The organism is Tenacibaculum piscium, assembly GCF_021390755.1.
Classification (GTDB): Bacteria; Bacteroidota; Bacteroidia; order Flavobacteriales; family Flavobacteriaceae; genus Polaribacter; species Polaribacter piscius.
On record NZ_JAJGWR010000001.1, the window covers coordinates 21,759 to 40,572 of the forward strand.

18 protein-coding genes are annotated in these 18,814 nt (G+C 31.7%); 8 read left to right on the plus strand and 10 right to left on the minus strand.

Annotated features, from left to right (window positions below):
- Positions 1–58: 58 nt before the first annotated feature.
- Entirely contained in the window at positions 59–1,150 is a 1,092-nt protein-coding gene (locus tag L0U72_RS00115) for a fatty acid desaturase family protein (RefSeq protein ID WP_233896773.1), read from the minus strand.
- Between the two features lie 171 nt (positions 1,151–1,321).
- Here L0U72_RS00115 and rsmG point away from each other — a divergent pair, with 171 nt between their 5' ends.
- Complete coding sequence (rsmG, locus tag L0U72_RS00120) at positions 1,322–1,951, plus strand: 16S rRNA (guanine(527)-N(7))-methyltransferase RsmG (RefSeq protein ID WP_233885451.1); 630 nt, start codon at positions 1,322–1,324, stop codon at positions 1,949–1,951.
- 108 nt (positions 1,952–2,059) lie between these two features.
- Here rsmG and L0U72_RS00125 read toward each other — a convergent pair whose 3' ends face one another.
- The 7 genes from L0U72_RS00125 to pruA form a co-directional block, all read right to left on the minus strand.
- Entirely contained in the window at positions 2,060–2,518 is a 459-nt protein-coding gene (locus tag L0U72_RS00125; RefSeq protein ID WP_233898086.1) for a DUF6428 family protein, read from the minus strand.
- Between the two features lie 67 nt (positions 2,519–2,585).
- The gene (locus L0U72_RS00130; RefSeq protein WP_233885441.1) at positions 2,586–2,960 is read right to left on the minus strand and encodes an ArsR/SmtB family transcription factor; all 375 of its coding nucleotides are present in this window, start codon (positions 2,958–2,960) and stop codon (positions 2,586–2,588) included.
- 134 nt (positions 2,961–3,094) lie between these two features.
- A complete protein-coding gene (locus L0U72_RS00135) occupies positions 3,095–3,496 on the minus strand; it encodes a GlcG/HbpS family heme-binding protein (RefSeq protein WP_233898087.1) in 402 nt (133 codons plus the stop codon).
- A 117-nt stretch (positions 3,497–3,613) separates the two neighbouring features.
- Entirely contained in the window at positions 3,614–4,852 is a 1,239-nt protein-coding gene (locus L0U72_RS00140) for a DEAD/DEAH box helicase (protein ID WP_233898088.1), read from the minus strand.
- Positions 4,853–4,951: 99 nt separating this feature from the next.
- Positions 4,952–6,916, minus strand: a complete 1,965-nt coding sequence (locus L0U72_RS00145; RefSeq protein WP_233898089.1) for a DUF2075 domain-containing protein — start codon at positions 6,914–6,916, stop codon at positions 4,952–4,954.
- A gap of 195 nt (positions 6,917–7,111) precedes the next feature.
- The gene (locus L0U72_RS00150) at positions 7,112–8,026 is read right to left on the minus strand and encodes a glutaminase (protein WP_233898090.1); all 915 of its coding nucleotides are present in this window, start codon (positions 8,024–8,026) and stop codon (positions 7,112–7,114) included.
- Positions 8,027–8,178: 152 nt separating this feature from the next.
- Entirely contained in the window at positions 8,179–9,804 is a 1,626-nt protein-coding gene (gene pruA, locus L0U72_RS00155) for an L-glutamate gamma-semialdehyde dehydrogenase (RefSeq protein ID WP_233898091.1), read from the minus strand.
- A 411-nt stretch (positions 9,805–10,215) separates the two neighbouring features.
- Between pruA and L0U72_RS00160 the strand changes: the two genes are divergently transcribed.
- Entirely contained in the window at positions 10,216–10,593 is a 378-nt protein-coding gene (locus tag L0U72_RS00160; protein ID WP_233898092.1) for a hypothetical protein, read from the plus strand.
- Between the two features lie 62 nt (positions 10,594–10,655).
- Here L0U72_RS00160 and apaG read toward each other — a convergent pair whose 3' ends face one another.
- On the minus strand, positions 10,656–11,042 hold the full coding sequence (gene apaG / locus L0U72_RS00165) for a Co2+/Mg2+ efflux protein ApaG (protein WP_101918188.1): 387 nt from the start codon (positions 11,040–11,042) through the stop codon (positions 10,656–10,658).
- A gap of 98 nt (positions 11,043–11,140) precedes the next feature.
- The gene (locus L0U72_RS00170; RefSeq protein ID WP_233861299.1) at positions 11,141–12,358 is read right to left on the minus strand and encodes a type IX secretion system plug protein; all 1,218 of its coding nucleotides are present in this window, start codon (positions 12,356–12,358) and stop codon (positions 11,141–11,143) included.
- A 154-nt stretch (positions 12,359–12,512) separates the two neighbouring features.
- Between L0U72_RS00170 and L0U72_RS00175 the strand changes: the two genes are divergently transcribed.
- From L0U72_RS00175 to nqrF, 6 genes are all read left to right on the plus strand, one after another.
- Positions 12,513–13,865: a Na(+)-translocating NADH-quinone reductase subunit A gene (locus tag L0U72_RS00175; RefSeq protein WP_193699569.1), complete on the plus strand. Its 1,353-nt coding sequence runs from the start codon at positions 12,513–12,515 to the stop codon at positions 13,863–13,865.
- 3 nt (positions 13,866–13,868) lie between these two features.
- A complete protein-coding gene (locus L0U72_RS00180) occupies positions 13,869–15,074 on the plus strand; it encodes an NADH:ubiquinone reductase (Na(+)-transporting) subunit B (protein ID WP_193699570.1) in 1,206 nt (401 codons plus the stop codon).
- 5 nt (positions 15,075–15,079) lie between these two features.
- Positions 15,080–15,820, plus strand: coding sequence for a Na(+)-translocating NADH-quinone reductase subunit C (locus L0U72_RS00185; RefSeq protein ID WP_193699571.1), 741 nt, complete (start codon positions 15,080–15,082; stop codon positions 15,818–15,820).
- A gap of 2 nt (positions 15,821–15,822) precedes the next feature.
- Positions 15,823–16,467, plus strand: a complete 645-nt coding sequence (locus L0U72_RS00190) for an NADH:ubiquinone reductase (Na(+)-transporting) subunit D (RefSeq protein WP_101918183.1) — start codon at positions 15,823–15,825, stop codon at positions 16,465–16,467.
- Positions 16,468–16,588: 121 nt separating this feature from the next.
- Positions 16,589–17,341 carry an NADH:ubiquinone reductase (Na(+)-transporting) subunit E gene (gene nqrE, locus L0U72_RS00195; RefSeq protein WP_233898093.1) on the plus strand — a complete coding sequence of 251 codons (753 nt, stop codon included), beginning with the start codon at positions 16,589–16,591 and terminating at the stop codon, positions 17,339–17,341.
- Positions 17,341–18,657 carry an NADH:ubiquinone reductase (Na(+)-transporting) subunit F gene (gene nqrF / locus L0U72_RS00200; protein ID WP_233885421.1) on the plus strand — a complete coding sequence of 439 codons (1,317 nt, stop codon included), beginning with the start codon at positions 17,341–17,343 and terminating at the stop codon, positions 18,655–18,657. Before nqrE ends, nqrF begins: the two co-directional genes overlap by 1 nt.
- Positions 18,658–18,814 lie beyond the last annotated feature (157 nt).

Genomic DNA, 18,814 nt, shown 5'->3' on the forward strand with positions numbered 1-18,814 from the left:
TTAAAATGCGTGTTGTTAAAGTATTTCTTATTTTGTAACTATTAAATGACGCATTATTTTAAGCAGCTTGTGGTTTTTCTCCTAAACTTCCTAATTGTTTAAAATGTTCGATGAACGCTTTTGTCATTGTTTTGTATTCGTTGTATGGCAGGTCAAATTCAGCGGCAGTTTCCTTGACTATTTTTGCTATTTTGTTATAATGAACGTGCGAAATATGCGGAAAAATATGGTGTTCTACTTGATGATTTAATCCACCAGTATAAAAATTAACCAACCAGTTTGTAGGTGCAAAATTAGAGGTCGTATATAATTGATGAACCGCCCAAGTGTGTTCTAAATTTCCATCTTTATCAGGCAATGGCATTTCGGTATTTGGAACTACGTGTGCCAATTGAAAAACAACGCTTAAAATCATCCCTGCGGTGTAGTGCATTATAAAAAAACCTAGTAAAACCTTCCACCAAGCGATGTCTAAAATCAATAATGGCAATACAATCCATAATGAATAATAAACAACTTTAGAAATGACTAATTTTGTCCATTCTACCTTCGGATTAGGGAATTTACCGTACGATAACTTACGTTTTAAATAACTACTCATTTGTTTTATATCAGTAGTAATAGCCCAGTTAATAGTTAATAATCCATATAAAAATATTGAATAAAACTTTTGAAATTGATGTACAGGCAACCATTTTGAATGTTTCGAAAAACGGATAATTCTCCCCGCGTCAATATCTTCATCATGTCCTTTAATATTGGTAAAAGTATGGTGCAATACGTTGTGCTGAACTTTCCAGTTATACACATTTCCTGCTAAAATATAAATACTGCTTCCCATTAATTTATTCAACCAATTTTTGCTTGAAAAAGAATCATGGTTTGCATCGTGCATTACGTTCATACCAACACCCGCCATACCAATACCTGTAACGATAACAAGTAAAAGCATCACCCATTGTGGCATCGGAATTGTTAAAATCAATATAAAAGGCACTAAAAAAAGCGAAAACATAATAATCGCTTTAGAATATAATTTCCAATTTCCCGTACGCTTAATATTATTTTCTTTAAAATAGGTGTTTACCTTTTTATTTAGAGTTCGAAAGAACTTTACGTTATTTGTTCTCGAGAAGTTTATTGTCTTCATGTGATTATGTGTTATATACAACAAAAATAAACTTTTTTGCGCTATGGTTATTGATTAGAAATTACTTTTTAACAAGAAACATATCTTTTGTTAGATAAATGCGTATTCCCGATTAGTTTTTTACTTTTGCACTGAAAAATATACTCAATCTCAATTTCAATTTTGATAGCAATGGAACTTATAAAAAAATACTTTACCGATTTAACGGAAACACAATTAGCACAGTTTTCAAAACTACAAGAATTGTATGAAGATTGGAATTTAAAAATTAACGTGGTTTCTCGTAAAGATATTGATGAATTGTATTTACGTCATGTTTTACATTCTTTGGGTATCGCAAAAGTAGTCGCTTTTAAACCAGGTTCAAAAGTCTTAGATGTTGGTACAGGTGGCGGTTTTCCTGGGATTCCATTAGCTATTTTATTTCCTGAAACCCAGTTTCATTTGGTAGATTCTATCGGAAAAAAAATAAAAGTAGTGAATGAAGTAGTGGCAGGTTTAGGTTTAGAAAACGTAAAAACGACCAACGGACGTGTGGAAGAAGTAAAAGATACCTACGATTTTATTGTAAGTAGAGCAGTGGCTCAAATGGAAACTTTCGTCGGATGGACAAAAGGAAGAATCGCTAAAAAGCAAAATCACGATTTAAAAAACGGAATTTTATATTTAAAAGGAGGCGATTTAAAAGAAGAATTAGAAAAATATACCTCGGCAACTATTTATGATTTACCTGATTTTTTTGAAGAAGACTTCTATGAAACCAAGAAAGTAGTGCATTTAGGGATGAAATTTAAGTCATAATTTTTTATAATTAAAGATTTATAAAAATTAAAAAATGCTGTTTTTAGAACATTTTAGTATGTTTCAAAAACAGCATTTTTTTATGATTTTTTTAGTGCTTAAAATTGTTTAACAACATCCAGAATTAGGAGCACAACTTGTTGATGCTTCTGCTATTTTTACTTTTGGTTTTTCAGGAATACCACATTTATCTTTATCTAAACAATCCGTTAGCGTGCTTGTTAATAGGAAATTCGTTCCGTCAAAATCTAAGCCATATTTCCCGATTGTTGTTCCTTGATATTCTACTTCAATATCTAAATCAGCAATATGTAGTACTTTTTCAGAAAGTTCAATAATATTCATTAATTTTTCAGGATGTAATCTGTGGTCATAATCATTGGCTTCCCATAATTGAAAATTAGCAATTTCTTCATTTCGAACTGTTCCACCACAATCAATAAAATTTTTAGTAACTCTTCCAACCTCGGTAACGTGAAAATGATTCGGTACAAGTTCACCGTTAGGTAATTTAAAACTAATATTTTCTAATGATGATAAATGCTTTTTAATTTCTGATAATTTCATGACTTTTTTAATTTTTAATCGTTTTATTACGATTGATTGTGATAATTTTTTTTAAGAGTATTGTTTTTTAACAACAATTACTGTTATTATTTTTTGAATTACAATTTTCTAAATTTATATTTTCGGAATTGGTATCATCAAGATTTAAAAACCCGTTTAATAGGTTTTTAATTTTCGTCCAATTTTCTTTATCGATGCAGTAGCAAACGCTTGTTCCTTCAATGCTTCCTTTGATTAATTTAGCATTTTTCAAGGCTTTTAAATGTTGTGAAATGGTTGCTTGCGCCAATCCGATTTCGTTTACTAAATCACCACAAACACAGGAATCAATTTTAAAAAGATGTTGAATAATAGCAATACGTGCAGGATGTCCAAGTACTTTTGCAATATTGGCAAGATCGTTTTGTGCTGTTGTAAATATTTCTGATTTAGTAAGTCCCATATATAATTATTGTATTGTAATATTACGATTAATATTACAAAAAAACAAGAGAACAGATATTTTTTTTAAAAAAACAGCAAAATAAGATTAAAAAATCATTAACAAATAATCAATATAACATTAAATAATACTACTTATAAAATAGCTTTTGTACCAGTTTCGGCTACTTCAAAATCATTTTGTACGGTACTGCCACTTACACCAATAGCGCCAATAATAATTCCGTCTTTATTTTTGATAGGCACGCCTCCTGCAAATGTAATCAGTCCGTTATTTGAATGTTCGATATTATATAAAGCTTCTCCAGGTTGCGATAATTTACCAAGAATATCGGTGTTTTTTCCGAACAGCGCTGCCGTTTTAGCTTTTTTCATAGCGATATCAATAGGACCAATAAAAGCGCCATCCATGCGTTCGAAAGCAACTAAATTAGCGCCCGAATCTACAATTGAAATACTCATTTTAGTGTTTAAAGCGTTTGCTTTTAAAGTTGCAGCAGCAAGTATTTTTTTTGCTTCGGATAAAGTGATATTCATAATTTAGGTTTTAACTTTTAGTTTTTCGGGTGATAATCAAAAATAAAAAAACCTTTCAATATCCCTTTTAAGGTGATATATTGAAAGGTTTTTTTAGATAATGATAAAATATATTTATTAATACCAACGTTTTTTCTTCTTTTTAGAAGCCTCAGACTTACGTCCTTTTTTATTGGTGCTAATCGTATTTGGTTGCTTTATATGTTTTGGTTTTACCAATAAAAAAGGGTGATCTTCAATAATTTTTATTGGGCGTTTTAAAACTTCTTGAATACTTTTAATATAGCTAGTTTCATCGGCACCACAGAATGAAAATGCAATTCCTGCTTTTCCAGCTCTACCAGTTCTACCGATTCTGTGAACGTAAGTTTCAGGAACATTAGGAATATCAACATTAATTACGGCATCAATTTTATGAATATCAATACCACGAGCGGCAACATCGGTAGCAATTAAAATATTCGCTTTATTGCTTTTAAAATCCTCAATGGCTTGGTTACGTAAAATTTGAGTTTTATCTCCGTGAATACTCGTTACTTTGTATCCGTTTTTGATAAGAGTTTGCTCTAATTTATCAACGCCAAATTTGGTGCGTCTAAAGATAAGAATACGTCCTTGTATGGTGTTTTTCAATAGGTATAAACATAAATCGACTTTATGTTTTTTAGGCGTGTAATATAATAATTGACCAATTTTATTAACGGTATTATCGGTAGGAATAACATTAACAACTTCGGGCTTATAAAGCATTTGTTTTGCCAAATCGCTCACTTTTTCGGGCATGGTTGCCGAGCATAAAAGTGTTTGTTTTTTACGAGGACAAAGTGCTTCAATCTTTTTTACATCGTGGATAAAACCCATGTCTAACATTAAATCGGCTTCATCTAAAACAAAGGTTTTTAGGTTGCTTAAATCAACAGATCCTTGTTCGTGTAAATCGATTAAACGCCCTGGTGTTGCTACTAAAACATCAATTCCTTTTGCTAAAACTTCTTTTTGTGCTTTGGTTGATATTCCTCCGTAAACAACTCCTGCAAGTATGTTTGTGTGTGCTGCGTAGGTACTAAAACTTTCTTGAATTTGTATGGCCAATTCTCTGGTTGGGCTTACAACTAAAGCTTTTATTTTTTTAGGGCCTCTTTCAGGAACAAGCGCTAATTCTTGCGCTAAATTATGGATAATCGGCAATGCAAAAGCTGCTGTTTTACCCGATCCTGTTTGTGATCCAACAATTACATCTTTTTTATCTAGTACTAACGGAATTACTTTTTGTTGTACTAACGTAGCTGTGTGATATTTTTCTTCACTAAGTGCTTTTAAAATATCGGTATTAAGATGTAAATCTGTAAACTTCATTGATTATTTTTTTTGCAAAGATACTGTAATTCAAACTTACATGAAATTTATAAGTTTTTTTGAGGGTTGGTTTTTTAAGCAAAGAATTTTAGCGATTATTTAAATTTCTTTAATCCCTATTTTTTTAAAATAATTCCAAGTTTCATTATAAAATAATTCGGGTCTGGTATGGTCTATTTCAGATCCATTTGGAAGGTAAATAATCATTCCTTGTCTAGCTCTGGTTAAGAGAACTCTGTAGGTGTTTTTAAGATATTCTTTGCTTATTTCTTGATTTATATTTTGCCATTTACTTCCTTTGAAATTTTGAAAACACCAGGCTTCATTTTTAATATAAAAGTTAGCTCCCCATGCCAAACAAGCCCAATCAATTTCTAAGCCTTGAATGTCAAATTCAGTAGCAATTTCTTCTAAAAAATAAGAAGACCTAATATCTTCTCTAGAGTTTAAGAACCAATTAGGCGCTTTTATTTCATTTTTGACATCAATTCCTAGCGGTTTTAATCTTCTTGCACCAGAAGAAGCAATTAAACCAGTTCTTTCAGAGCCTTTTGCTTTTTCTCTTAGCCATTTTTTTGCTTTAGATAAATCTCTGGTAACATATATAGGAAAATCATCTTTGATTTCTTTATATAAATTACGAGTTTCAGTGGTCTTTAATTCTAAAAGTTTATGAACAAAATCAGCTAATTTTTCAGATCTAAAAGACCTAACAGAAACGGCTAAATGTAATTCCATTTCAGAATTTGCATTTGCTTCAAGCCATTGTTTTTGATTGACTGTTTTTATATAATTTTGACTGTTCGTTATTAGGTTCGAATAATGAATATTCCAATCAGAATAATTATTTTTAAGCGCATTAATCCATTCATCAAGCCCTGCCTCTCCTGTATTTATTTCTTGACCACCGCCAATAAGACAAATAATCGTACACCAGTTTTTATGCCTATTCATTACATCAATCAAAAATTCAGGCTCTGACATGTTAAAATTTTCAATATTTTTTTTACGCTTCATAAAAGCACTGGCTTGTTTTTTATTCCAAGCTCTTTGAGCTTCATCAAATACAACAACTTTTTCTGTTGGTTGACTGCTTATTTTTAAGTATTCATCTCTAAAATGATGTATGTTTTGAATAAACGCATTGGTTTCTCTTTTGGCATTTTCTTTTGTTATTGCTTTTCCATTTTCTTTTGAGGTTTTAACTAAATCACGCGCTAAAGCTTCCCTAAGAACATCAACTAAAGGCCCATTTCCTGAAAGAAATACAGCGTGTTCATCTTCATCAATTTTCATTCTTTGATTGGCTATATTTAGTCCGGCCAGCGTTTTTCCTGCGCCTGGTACACCGGTTACAAAACAAATAGTTTTTTTGTTATTTATTTTGGCATTTTCAATTATTTTATTTAAACAATTTGTTGTTTTTGATAAATTTATAGTTCCGGAATCAGACCTTGATATTTCTTGTACATTATGACCTTTGTATAAAGCTTGTGCGGCTTCAATAATAGTTGGAGTCGGTTTATAAATGGAATTTTCCCAAGCATTAGAATCAACAATACTGTTAGCTTGGTTTAAAAACTTTTTTAAGACATCTTTTAAACTACTTTTATTCGTTTTTGCTACATCTTTAAGTTCGATTATTTGATGTATTTGCGGATCCTGACTTTCTGCGTTGGTAGCAACTAAAACAGGAATTAATTTCGCATTATGGCTGCCTTGATGAAAATTTTTTAAGTCGAGAGTGTAATCAAGTACTTGCGTTTTTGCATAACTTTCAAAACCTCCATCACCAACTTTAAATTCAACAACAAATATGGTGTCTTCAATAATAAGAATAGTATCAACTCGTTTACCCATTCTCGGAATGGCAAATTCAAAATAAATAAATCCCTCAAAATTGATTAGTTGATCTTTTAATATTTCAATTTGCTTAACCCAGGCATTTTTCTGTAAATCTTCTAAGTGTCTGTTGGAATGATTTAGACTTAATTTACCTAAAATGGAGTTTTTATCCTCTGTAATAAAATTTGAAATCGAATTTTTATAATACGCTCTATTCATTTTTATTGTGGTTTTTAAAATGCTTAAATATTAATTTATTGAGAGTTAAAATTAGTTTAAAAAAAGTAACCTCATTTTTCAGATTGCTTTTAATTATAAAATGCGCTATTCATAATTTATAGCAACTTATTTTTACAAACTAAATTCATATTTAAGCTTATCGAAGTTAACTGAAACTCTCCCAAAAACCCCAATCTAAAAAATCGACTGCTCCGACATTGTCGTAAAAGCCTCTAAAAATTTCATTCCTTTGTAAGAATTTCCTTTTTCATTTAATTTTGGACTCCAAACAGCAATACTATATTGATTAGGATATATGGCAATAATTCCACCACTAACACCACTTTTTCCAGCCAAACCGACTTTAAATGCAAATTGACCAGATTCATCATAAAAACCGCAAGTTTGCATCAAGGCATTAATTCTTTTTGATTGACTTTTGGTTAGTATTTGCTTGTTATTATGTGGAGCTTTACCGCTATTGGCTAAAAATAAAAATAATTCAGATAGATGCTCACAACTTAATTCTAACGAGCATAAATCAAAATAAAAATCGAGAACATCACTAGGTTCATTTTCAATATTTCCAAAAGATTTTATAAAATTACAAAGTGCTACATTTCTATAACCTACCGATTTTTCAGAAGCTGCAATTTTAGCCGAATAATGAATATCATTATTACCAGAAAGACTTCTAATAAAGGTTAATAAATCTTCTTTAGGATTTTTTAAATTACTGATAAGAACATCTGAAATTACAATTGCACCTGCATTAATAAAAGGATTTCGTGGTATTCCGTTATCATTTTCTAGTTGAAGTAACGAATTAAATGGATTTCCTGAAGGTTCAACACCAAGCCTTTTCCATAAATCTCCATCAAGGATTTTATACGCCAAACAAAGCGATAAAACTTTTGCAATACTTTGAATGGAAAATTTTTCCTGATAATTGCCTAATCCACACTTTATAGTAGATGTCGTAACAATATGAACACCAAATTTATCAGGATTTGAACTTGCTAATTCAGGAATATAAGAAGCTAAATTACCTTTGTTTTCAATAGCATCAACAGTTGTAAATACTTCTTGTATTATTTTTTTATAGTTCATTTTATTAAAATCGCTTTCATTAAAGATAGAAAACAAAACTAATAGAAAATTACTTTAATTAAATAAAAAAATATTTCTTCAGAGTGATAAACATTTGACACAAAAAAACCTCATCAATATTTGATGAGGTTTTAAAATAATCTTACTTATTCTTATCCTAAGAAAGGGTATTTATAATCGGTAGGCGTTACAAATGTTTCTTTAATTAAGCGAACAGAAGTCCAACGTAATAAGTTTTGAGCAGAACCTGCTTTATCATTTGTACCAGAAGCTCTAGCACCTCCAAAAGGTTGTTGTCCTACAACAGCTCCTGTTGGTTTGTCGTTAATATAGAAGTTTCCAGCAGCATTTTCTAACGCTTTAGAAGCTTTTTCAACAATGTATCTATCCGTAGAAAAGATAGCTCCAGTTAATGCGTATTCAGTAGATTCATCAACTAATTTTAATGAAGCTTCCCATTGATCATCTTCATATACAAAAATGGTCATCACAGGACCGAATAATTCAGTTGTCATGGTTGCGTATGTAGGAGATTTTGCTACGATAATTGTAGGCTCAATAAAGTATCCTACTGATTTATCATGACCACCACCAATAATTACTTCAGCATCGGCATCTGCTTTTGCAGCATCAATATAACTTGCTAATTTATCAAAAGAATTTTCATGAATAACAGCATTTACAAAGTTGTTCGTATCTTCAGGAGAACCCATTTTAATTTCAGCAGCTTGCGAAATTAAATGACCTTTAACCTCTGACCAGATAGAAGCAGGAATGTAAGCACGTGACGCTGCAGAACATTTTTGACCTTGGTATTCAAAAGAACCTCTAGTGATTGCGGTAGCAACTTGTAAAGGATTTGATGAATTATGTGCCCAGATAAAATCTTTTCCACCAGTTTCTCCAACAATTCTTGGATACGTTTTGTAGGTGTTTATGTTATTTCCAATTTGTTTCCAGAAATGATTAAATACATTTGTAGAACCAGTAAAGTGTAATCCAGAGAAATCAGGAGATGCTAATACAGTATCTGTAATCATTACAGGATCACCATAAACAACGTTTATTACACCGTCAGGTAAACCAGCTTCTTTAAATAAGTCTACAATTACTTGTGCCGAATATGCTTGATGACTCGATGGCTTCCAAACAACTACGTTCCCCATTAAAGCAGGAGCGGCAGCTAAGTTAGCAGCAATTGAAGTAAAGTTAAAAGGAGTAATTGCATATACAAAACCTTCTAAAGGTCTGTACTCAACTCTGTTCCATATTCCAGGGCTAGAGATTGGTTGATCTTTAAAGATATCGGTCATGTATTGTACATTGAAACGGAAAAAGTCAATCATTTCACATGATGCATCAATTTCAGCTTGGTGTACATTTTTAGATTGTGCAATCATTGTTGCAGCATTCATTCTTGCTCTATAAGGACCTGCTAATAATTCAGCTGCTTTTAAGAAAATTGAAGCACGTTCTGTCCAACAAGTGTTAGACCATTTTTCTCTTGCCGCTAAAGCAGTACTAATAGCAGCATCTATGTGAGATTTCTCACCATTATGATATTGTCCAACGATATGTTTATGGTCATGTGGAGGATTAATGTTACTGGTGTTTCCAGTTCTTACCTCTTCACCATTAATATGCATTGGCACATCAATATTGCTATTATACATAGCTTTATACGTTGCTAATAACTCTTCTCTTTCTGGAGATCCAGGAGCATATCCTTTAACAGGTTCGTTTATCGCTTCTGGAACATTAAAAAATCCTCTTGCCATTTTATATGTTGTTTGTTAATTTATAATAAAATTTATATAGCAAAGTTAACACTTATTTTTAGGAATTACTAAGTTGTTTTGAGTGTTGTTTAATGCGTTGTTAATCTAAATTAAATACAATATATGCAGATAATTTCGTTATTTTGAATAATTAGTTACTATTTTATGAAAAAACAGTCAGAAAAACAACGATTAGTATTTTCATACTATTTATTTTTTTTGATAAAATCATCAAGTAAAAAAAGAGGTTATTTTTTTGATTTTAGTTGTTTTTGAAGCATCAAAAAAATGATTAAATTATTTTGGTTATATTTAAGGTACTTTAAGTACTGTTTTGAAACAGTAGAATTAGGAAATAAAATTGAATAAAATATAAATATAAAAGAGAAAAATAACGGAAAAAAGAGAAATATGTCAGATTTTTTAACACTATTTACTAAGGAAATTAAAAATAACTTACCAGGCTATATTGCATTTTCGATTATTAATTTTGAAACAGAAGAAATTATTACTTCTCATTCTAGCAGGTCTGATTTTGATGTTTCAGCAGGATTAGCATCTAGTTTACAGGTTGCAAAATCAAACAGAAATGCCTTAACAGCTTCGGGTATTACTTCGGATATTAATGAAGTTTTGATAACACTTGATACTAAATTAGAAATCATGGATTTATCTGAAAATGAAGAATTTATGTGTTATTTAGCCGTTGATTCTTCTCTAGCAAATTTAGGAATGACTCGAAGTTTATTTAATAAATATAAGAAAGATATTGTTCGTGAATTGAACTAATTTTATCGAAGAAATAAATCAGAAAAAAGAACGTTTTTGTGTCCTGTTTTCTGATTTTTTTTTTAATTTAAACTGTTAATTGCACCTAATTGAAAGGTTGGAATTGTAACTAAAAATTCTTCAAAAGTTTCTAAATTCATCATTTTATAGCTTCCTTTCATCGCACCTATTGAGGAGCGTAAAAAACAAAATGATTCATATTTAAAAACTTCGTTTGGTTTTAAAATGGGAGTTTCTCCAATTACGCCTTCGCCTTCTACATAATCGATTTGGTTTAGGGTGTCAAAAATTTCCCAGAAACGTTCTAAAAGTTGCACGGTATTTTCTGATGTATTTTCAATAGAAATAGCGTATTTAAAATGATAATATTCTTCTGATTCGTACGTAATTACGTTTACAAAGTTCGTTTGAACTCCTATTTTTATACCTTTTGTTATTTGTTGTAACATACTTAAAATAAACTTTAGAAATAAAATTAAAAAATAAAATTTTACAGATATTTAGTCGTTTTTGCACTTATTTACTTACAAAAACTATCTTTTTTTGATTAAATTTGATTGAAATACCCATTTCCAACGCCAATAACTCGGTCGTAGTTTTCGCCAAAAGGCTTGTAATAAACAAGTACGGTGTATTCATTTTCAGTTTGATAAAAAGAGCCATCAACTTCGTGTAAATTCAGGGTTTTGTTTTGATTCAAAGTTACGTAACTATAATTGTAAAAACCTTGTTTTAGTTTAATTTCGGCATGATATTTTTCATCAATAGAATCGTATTTCATACTATTTTCTTCGGATATTTCATAATTATTAAACGCTCCATATACATATACTTTTTTATGTTGAAACGGTTCAAAAGAAGCTAATGAAAAATGAATGATACTATAATCGGCTTGTGTATTTGGGTCATTTGTTTCTAAACTTCGGATGACAAATTGTCCGTTAATATCAGGATTATAAGTATATCTTTTATCGTTTCTTTTTTCATCAGTATATAAAAAATGATGGTAAATTTCTTTTCTCTGTGTTTTGGCGATATATAAATTGGAATTTCGAATATGTTTGGTATCAAAATTTAAAAATTCATTTCCGCTCCAAAAATTAGTTTCAATCGTATGATTATACAATAATTGATTTGGTTTTATAAATTTAGGTTTTATGTTTTTTCGTAGCGTATTCCAGTCATTATTTTGAAATAAAGCGATATTTATTTCTTGTGTTGGGTTGTTAATTCTTAAATTTTGATGATGTATGGTAAATTGTACATTTTGCTGTTGATTTTTTGATTTTTCATGATTACTTTTAAAAACGGCAACGCCTACGGTTACAATTTTTTCATAGAAAACACATCTTCTTGAAAACACAACTTCATAATCTTCATTTAAAACACTGATTAAATAATTACCACTTTTAGTAATTTTAGTGGTTTCATTCGGTATTTCAACTTGATAATTTGTGTACGATTGCAGGGTGTTAAAAGCGTTGCTAACTTTGGTAATTACATCTTGATTAAATCCTTCAATATATTGATTGGACAACAAATTACTTGGTTTCCAGTCGTGTGTCATTTGTTCAATTTTATATTGATACTCTTTGGTATCGCCGTCTAAATCATCAAAAGATAAGCTTAAAACACTACCTAAGGGAACTATTGCCGAAAACTGGTTTGTAGCCTGTTTTGGTCGTAATTGAATCGTTTTAATGTGCTGTGCGATACCGCTAAGATGTGTTGCGCAACATAAAAATATAAAGAGGATTTTTGTCATATTACAAAGGTATCAAAATGTACGCCAATTACAACTTATTGTTTAGAATCAGTATAAATAGAAGATTGTTGAAAAGATATAAATATAAACACTTACTTGAAAAAACAAAATCTGTAAATTTGCTTGTTTTTAGAAAATCATTTAATCAGTTCCTATGTCAAAAGACATCCGTATTAAGAAAGGCTTGGATATCAAGCTCGTTGGCGACGCAGAGCAAATTACTACCGAACTTCCGTTGGGTAGCGATTATGCAATTAAGCCTGACGATTTTCATGGCGTTATTCCTAAAATTTTAGCAAAACAAGGTACCGAAGTAAAAGCAGGTGAAGCACTTTTTTATGATAAAAGTGATGCACGTATTTTATTTCCAAGTCCTGTTAGCGGTAAAATTACGGAAATCGTTCGTGGAGCTCGAAGAAAAGTTTTAGCAATTAAAATCACTGCTGATGCACAGCAGCAACACAAAGATTTTGGTAAAAAAGATGTTGATGCAATGTCTGGCGAACAAGTGAAAACTCACTTATTAGCTTCAGGTTGTTGGCCATTTGTAAAACAACGTCCGTATGACGTGGTTGCAAATCCAAATCAAGCTCCAAAAGCAATTTTTGTGTCAGGCTACGCAAGTGCACCACTCGCAGCAGATTATGATTATGTGCTAAAAAATAAAGAAGCCGAATTGCAAGCAGCTTTAACGGCATTAACCAAATTAACAAAAGGTAAGGTACATGTATCGGTTTCTGTTAATTCAACATTATCTCCTTTTAAGGCGATAAAAGGTGTTGAGTTACACAAGCTATCAGGACCGCATCCTATTGGTAATGTAAGTACGCAAATTGCACAAATTGATCCTCTTAATAAAGGAGAAGTTGTGTGGGTTGTAACGCCTCAAGATTTAATGATAATCGGTGAATTATTATTAACTGGGAAGTTTAACGCAAAACGTACTGTTGCTTTAGTTGGTGCTAAATTTAACAAGCCGCAATATGTATCTGCTTTGGCAGGAACGAATATTGCATCACTTGTAAAAGGAAATTTAAATGCCGATAATACTCGTATAATTAGCGGAAACGTATTAAGCGGTCTTCAAGTTGCACAAGATGGATATTTAGGATACTACGAAAATAGTATAACCGCAATTCCTGAAGGTGATGATTATGAATTTTTCGGTTGGAATAAACCTGTATTTAACAAGGTTTCTACCTCAAGAGCATTTACATTCTCTTGGTTAAATCCGAAGAAAAAATACGACCTAAATACCAATACAAACGGTGAACACAGAGCCTTTGTAGTTACAGGAGCGTATGAAGAAGTATTTCCGTTAGATATGTATCCGATGCAATTATTAAAAGCATGTATGTATAAAGATCTTGACGAAATGGAAGGATTAGGAGCGTACGAAATTGCACCAGAAGATTTCGCTTTAACAGAATTTATTTGTGTGTCTAAACAACCTCACCAGAAAATAATTCGTGAAGGATTGGACTTAATGAGAGAAGAATTAGGATAAGATATGGGCTTAAAACAAAACTTACATAAGTTAAAAGAAAAATATAAAGGTACGAAGATGGCACCTGCGTTTAACGCAATCCACACCTTTTTATACTTGCCTAATGAGACAACTCACGGAGGAACTCATATAAAGGCAGCCGATGATTTAAAACGTACCATGAATATCGTTATTATGGCGTTGGTACCGTGTTTACTTTTCGGAATGTTCAATGCAGGGTATCAACATAACGCTGCAGTTAATGGATTTACAGAAGGAATGTCTTTCTTTAGTGGAGATTTCTGGAATATGGATAATTTCTTAATCGGTTTCGTTAAAATTTTACCGTTAGTAATTGTATCATATGTAGTAGGATTAGTAGTAGAATTTATTTTTGCAGTAATCAAAGGACACGAAGTAGAAGAAGGGTATTTAGTAACAGGAATGTTAGTGCCTTTAATTGTACCAATCGATTTGCCTTTATGGATGTTAACTATTGCCGTTATTTTTGGTGTGGTTATCGGTAAAGAAGTATTCGGAGGTACAGGAATGAATATTTTAAATCCTGCATTAACGATACGTGCCTTTTTATTCTTCGCATATCCAACATGGATGTCAGGAGATAAAGTATGGGTAGCTGATGCTAGAGAATTAACAGGAACAGCAGATGCTATTTCTGGAGAAACAATCTTAGGAAGTTTGGCACAAGGGAAAGAAGTGGCGTACAGTACTTGGGATATGTTCTTCGGATTTATTCCTGGTTCGGTAGGTGAAACATCAACCCTATTAATTTTATTAGGAGCATTATTCTTAATTTTTACTAAAATTGGAAGCTGGAGAATTATGCTATCAGCAGTAGTAGGAGCATTGGTAATGGGATTCATTTTTAACCAAGTTGTTGGTTTCGGATGGATTGGCTCAGGAAGTAAATTTTACGATTTAATGAGTCTAGATTTCTGGAAACATTTACTAGTTGGAGGTTTTGCTTTTGGAGCAGTATATATGGCTACTGATCCTGTATCAGCATCACAAACCAATAAAGGAAAATGGATTTATGGTTTCTTTATCGGATTTATTTCGATTATGATTCGTGTATTTAATCCAGCATATCCAGAAGGAGTAATGTTAGCTATTTTATTAATGAACGTTTTTGCACCAACAATTGACCATTACGTGGTTCAAGGAAATGTCAAGAAAAGATTAAAACGTGCTAAAGTTAAAACAGCCTAAAAATCATGAGTAAAAAAACAGACAGTAACGGATATACGCTACTTTTTGCCATCGCAATGGTATTAATAGTAGGGGCATTGTTAGCTTTTACAGCATCATCACTTCGTCCAATGATTGAAGCGAATAAACGTGTTGAAAAACAACAAAACATTTTATACGCCATGGGCGTAAATGAAAATGATGAAACAAGTGTAGCCTTTGTTTCTAAAGATAAAGTAGCAGGTGAGTTTTCAAAATATATTAAAAAACAACTCATCATCGAAGGAACTAAAGTTACCCCAGATGATAAGGCGTATTTAATAGATATCAAAAAACAACAAACCGCTGCCAAAGCAGGAAAAATAAGAAAATTACCTTTGTTTATAGGTGAAAAAGATGGGAAAACTATTTACATCGCACCTATTAGAGGAAAAGGGCTTTGGGACGCTATTTGGGGATATATAGGTATGGATAAAGATATGACCATTGTAGGTGTTTTCTTTGACCATAAAGGTGAAACACCTGGTTTAGGTGCAAATATCAACCAACGTTATTTCATGGATGATTTTATTGGGGAAAGCCTAATATCAAAAAATGTATATGTTGGACTGAATATTACCAAAAGTAACAACGACCCAAAGAACGATGATAAAAAAGATAATCAAATAGACGCAATTGCTGGTGCTACGATTACTGGTGATGGTGTTTCTGCAATGATTAAATCTGAGTTAGCATTATATGTACCCTATTTTCAAAACTTAAAATAATTATGGGAATTTTATCAAAAAAAGACGCAGTATTAATTACAGACCCGTTATTAGATAACAATCCAATTACCATTCAAGTATTAGGTATTTGTTCTGCTTTAGCAATTACTGCAGAATTAAAAGCCTCAATTGTAATGGCAATTTCTGTATTATTTGTATTAGGTATTGGAAATGTGGTCATCTCTTTAATGAGAAATATTATTCCATCAAAAATTAGAATTATTGTACAGTTGATCGTAGTTGCTTCTTTAGTAATTGTTGTTGATCAGGTATTAAAAGCCTTTGCATACGAATTGAGTAAAACATTATCCGTATTTGTAGGATTAATTATTACCAACTGTATTATTATGGGACGTTTTGAAGCATTTGCTTTAGGAAACGGTCCTTGGAGAGCTTTCTTAGATGGAATTGGAAATGCCTTAGGATACGGTGCTATTCTAATAGCCGTAGGTTTCTTTAGAGAGTTGTTAGGTTCTGGTACTTTATTAGGATTTAAAGTGTTAGGAGACCCAATAGAACAAACAGGATTATACGCCTTAGGATACGAAAATAACGGATTTATGTTATTATCACCAATGGCATTAATCGTGGTAGGGATTATTATTTGGGTGCAACGTAGTAGAAACAAAGCATTAATCGAGGATTAAATCCTTTTAAAAATCTTTAGAAAATTTTGATCAAAAATATTCATTAACAAGTTTATAATATGTTAATAAATAAGAGTGTTTTGAATCAAAAAAAAGAATAAAGAGGGAAAAATATAAAAACATGGAACATTTAGAATTATTTTTCAAGTCGATATTTATTGATAACATGGTATTCGCTACATTCTTGGGAATGTGTTCGTATCTAGCAGTATCAAAAAAAGTAACTACAGCCGTAGGTTTAGGAGCTGCCGTTATTTTTGTACTTGCTGTAACAGTACCTATCAACTGGTTATTAGACCAATATTTATTGCAACCAGGAGCATTAAAATGGTTAGGAGCTGAATATGCTGATTACGATTTAAGTTTCTTATCATTTATCATGTTTATTGCAACCATTGCAACGATGGTACAATTGGTAGAAATTATTGTAGAGAAATTTGCACCAGCATTGTATAACTCTTTAGGTATTTTCTTACCATTAATTGCCGTAAACTGTGCAATTTTAGGAGGATCATTATTTATGCAATCGCGTGAAATACCAACCTTAGGTTTATCATTAACTTACGGAATTGGTTCAGGAATTGGATGGTTTTTAGCGATTTTAGCCATTGCTGCTATTCGTGAAAAAATTAGATATTCAAGCGTTCCTGCACCGTTAAGAGGCTTAGGAATTACTTTTATTATTACGGGATTAATGGCAATCGGGTTTATGAGTTTTGGAGGAATGCTAACAGGTGGAGATACACCAAAAAGCAAAGAAGCCCCAAAAACAACGACGGTTACTTCGAATGTAATTGATACTAAAACGAAGATAGGAAACGTAAAAGAGAAAGCTGAAAAATTAGCTGATAACCCTAAAAAAATTACAGAATAATGGTATTTTTAGAAGTAAGTACAGGAGGTACGGTAGCTGTAACAGTTATATCATTTTTAATAATTGTATTAATTTTAGTAGGATTATTATTATTTGTAAAGCAAAAATTAGCGCCATCAGGACCCGTAAAAATTACAATTAACGGCGATAAAGTAGTGGAAGTTGCCTCAGGAGGAACGTTATTATCAACCTTAGGAGCTGAAAAGATTTTCTTACCATCCGCTTGTGGTGGTGGTGGATCTTGTGTGCAATGTGAATGTCATGTAAATTCTGGTGGAGGGGAAGCTTTACCAACCGAAACACCACACTTTACTCGTAAAGAATTACAAGATGGTATCCGTTTAGCATGTCAAGTAAAAGTAAAACAAGATATGGATATTTCTATTCCAGAAGAAATTTTTGGAATTAAGAAATGGCAAGCAACCGTGGTAAGAAATTATAACGTAGCAACATTTATTAAAGAATTTGTAGTTGAAATTCCAGAAGAAATGGGCTACAAAGCAGGTGGATATATTCAAATTGAAATTCCAAACACTGTTGTAAAATATGCCGATATGGACGTTACAGCACATCCAAAAGAACATCCAGGAGAACCTGATAAGTTTAAAGGAGATTGGGAAAAATTCGGTTTATGGCCACTCGTTATGAAAAATGAAGAAACCGTAGAACGTGCGTATTCAATGGCTTCTTATCCTGCCGAAGGAAGAGAAATTATGTTAAATGTACGTATTGCAACACCTCCTTTTGATAGAGTAAAAGGTGGATGGATGGATGTAAACCCAGGAGTTGCTTCTTCTTATATTTTCAACTGTAAAAAAGGAGATAAAGTAACAATTTCTGGTCCTTATGGTGAGTTCTTTATTAATGAATCTGATGCTGAAATGTTATATGTAGGTGGTGGAGCAGGTATGGCACCAATGCGTTCGCACTTATATCAATTATTCAGAACCTTAAAAACAGGAAGAACTGTAACGTATTGGTACGGTGGTCGTTCTAAAGCCGAATTGTTCTATGTAGATCATTTTAGAGCTTTAGAAAAAGATTTTCCGAATTTTAAATTCTTTATAGCATTATCAGATCCAACAGAAGCGGATAACTGGAAAGTTAAAACAGACATACATGATGAAGCTGGAGACGGTTTTACAGGATTTATTCACCAAGTGGTAATTAATGAATATTTATCGAAACATGAAGCACCAGAAGATTTAGAATTATATTTCTGTGGTCCACCATTAATGAACAATGCTGTTCAAAAAATGGGAGAAGATTTCGGACTTTCTGATGAAAATATTCGATTTGATGATTTTGGAGGATAAATCTTTATCAACTAAAAAAAATCAAAAATTATATAAAACCGATACAGTAATGTATCGGTTTTTTTTGTGCTTAAAAATACAGGCATTTTATCCAAAGAAATATATTTATGGTATTTGGGCTTAGAAAACGTACCTTTGCGCCAAATTACTGTAAATG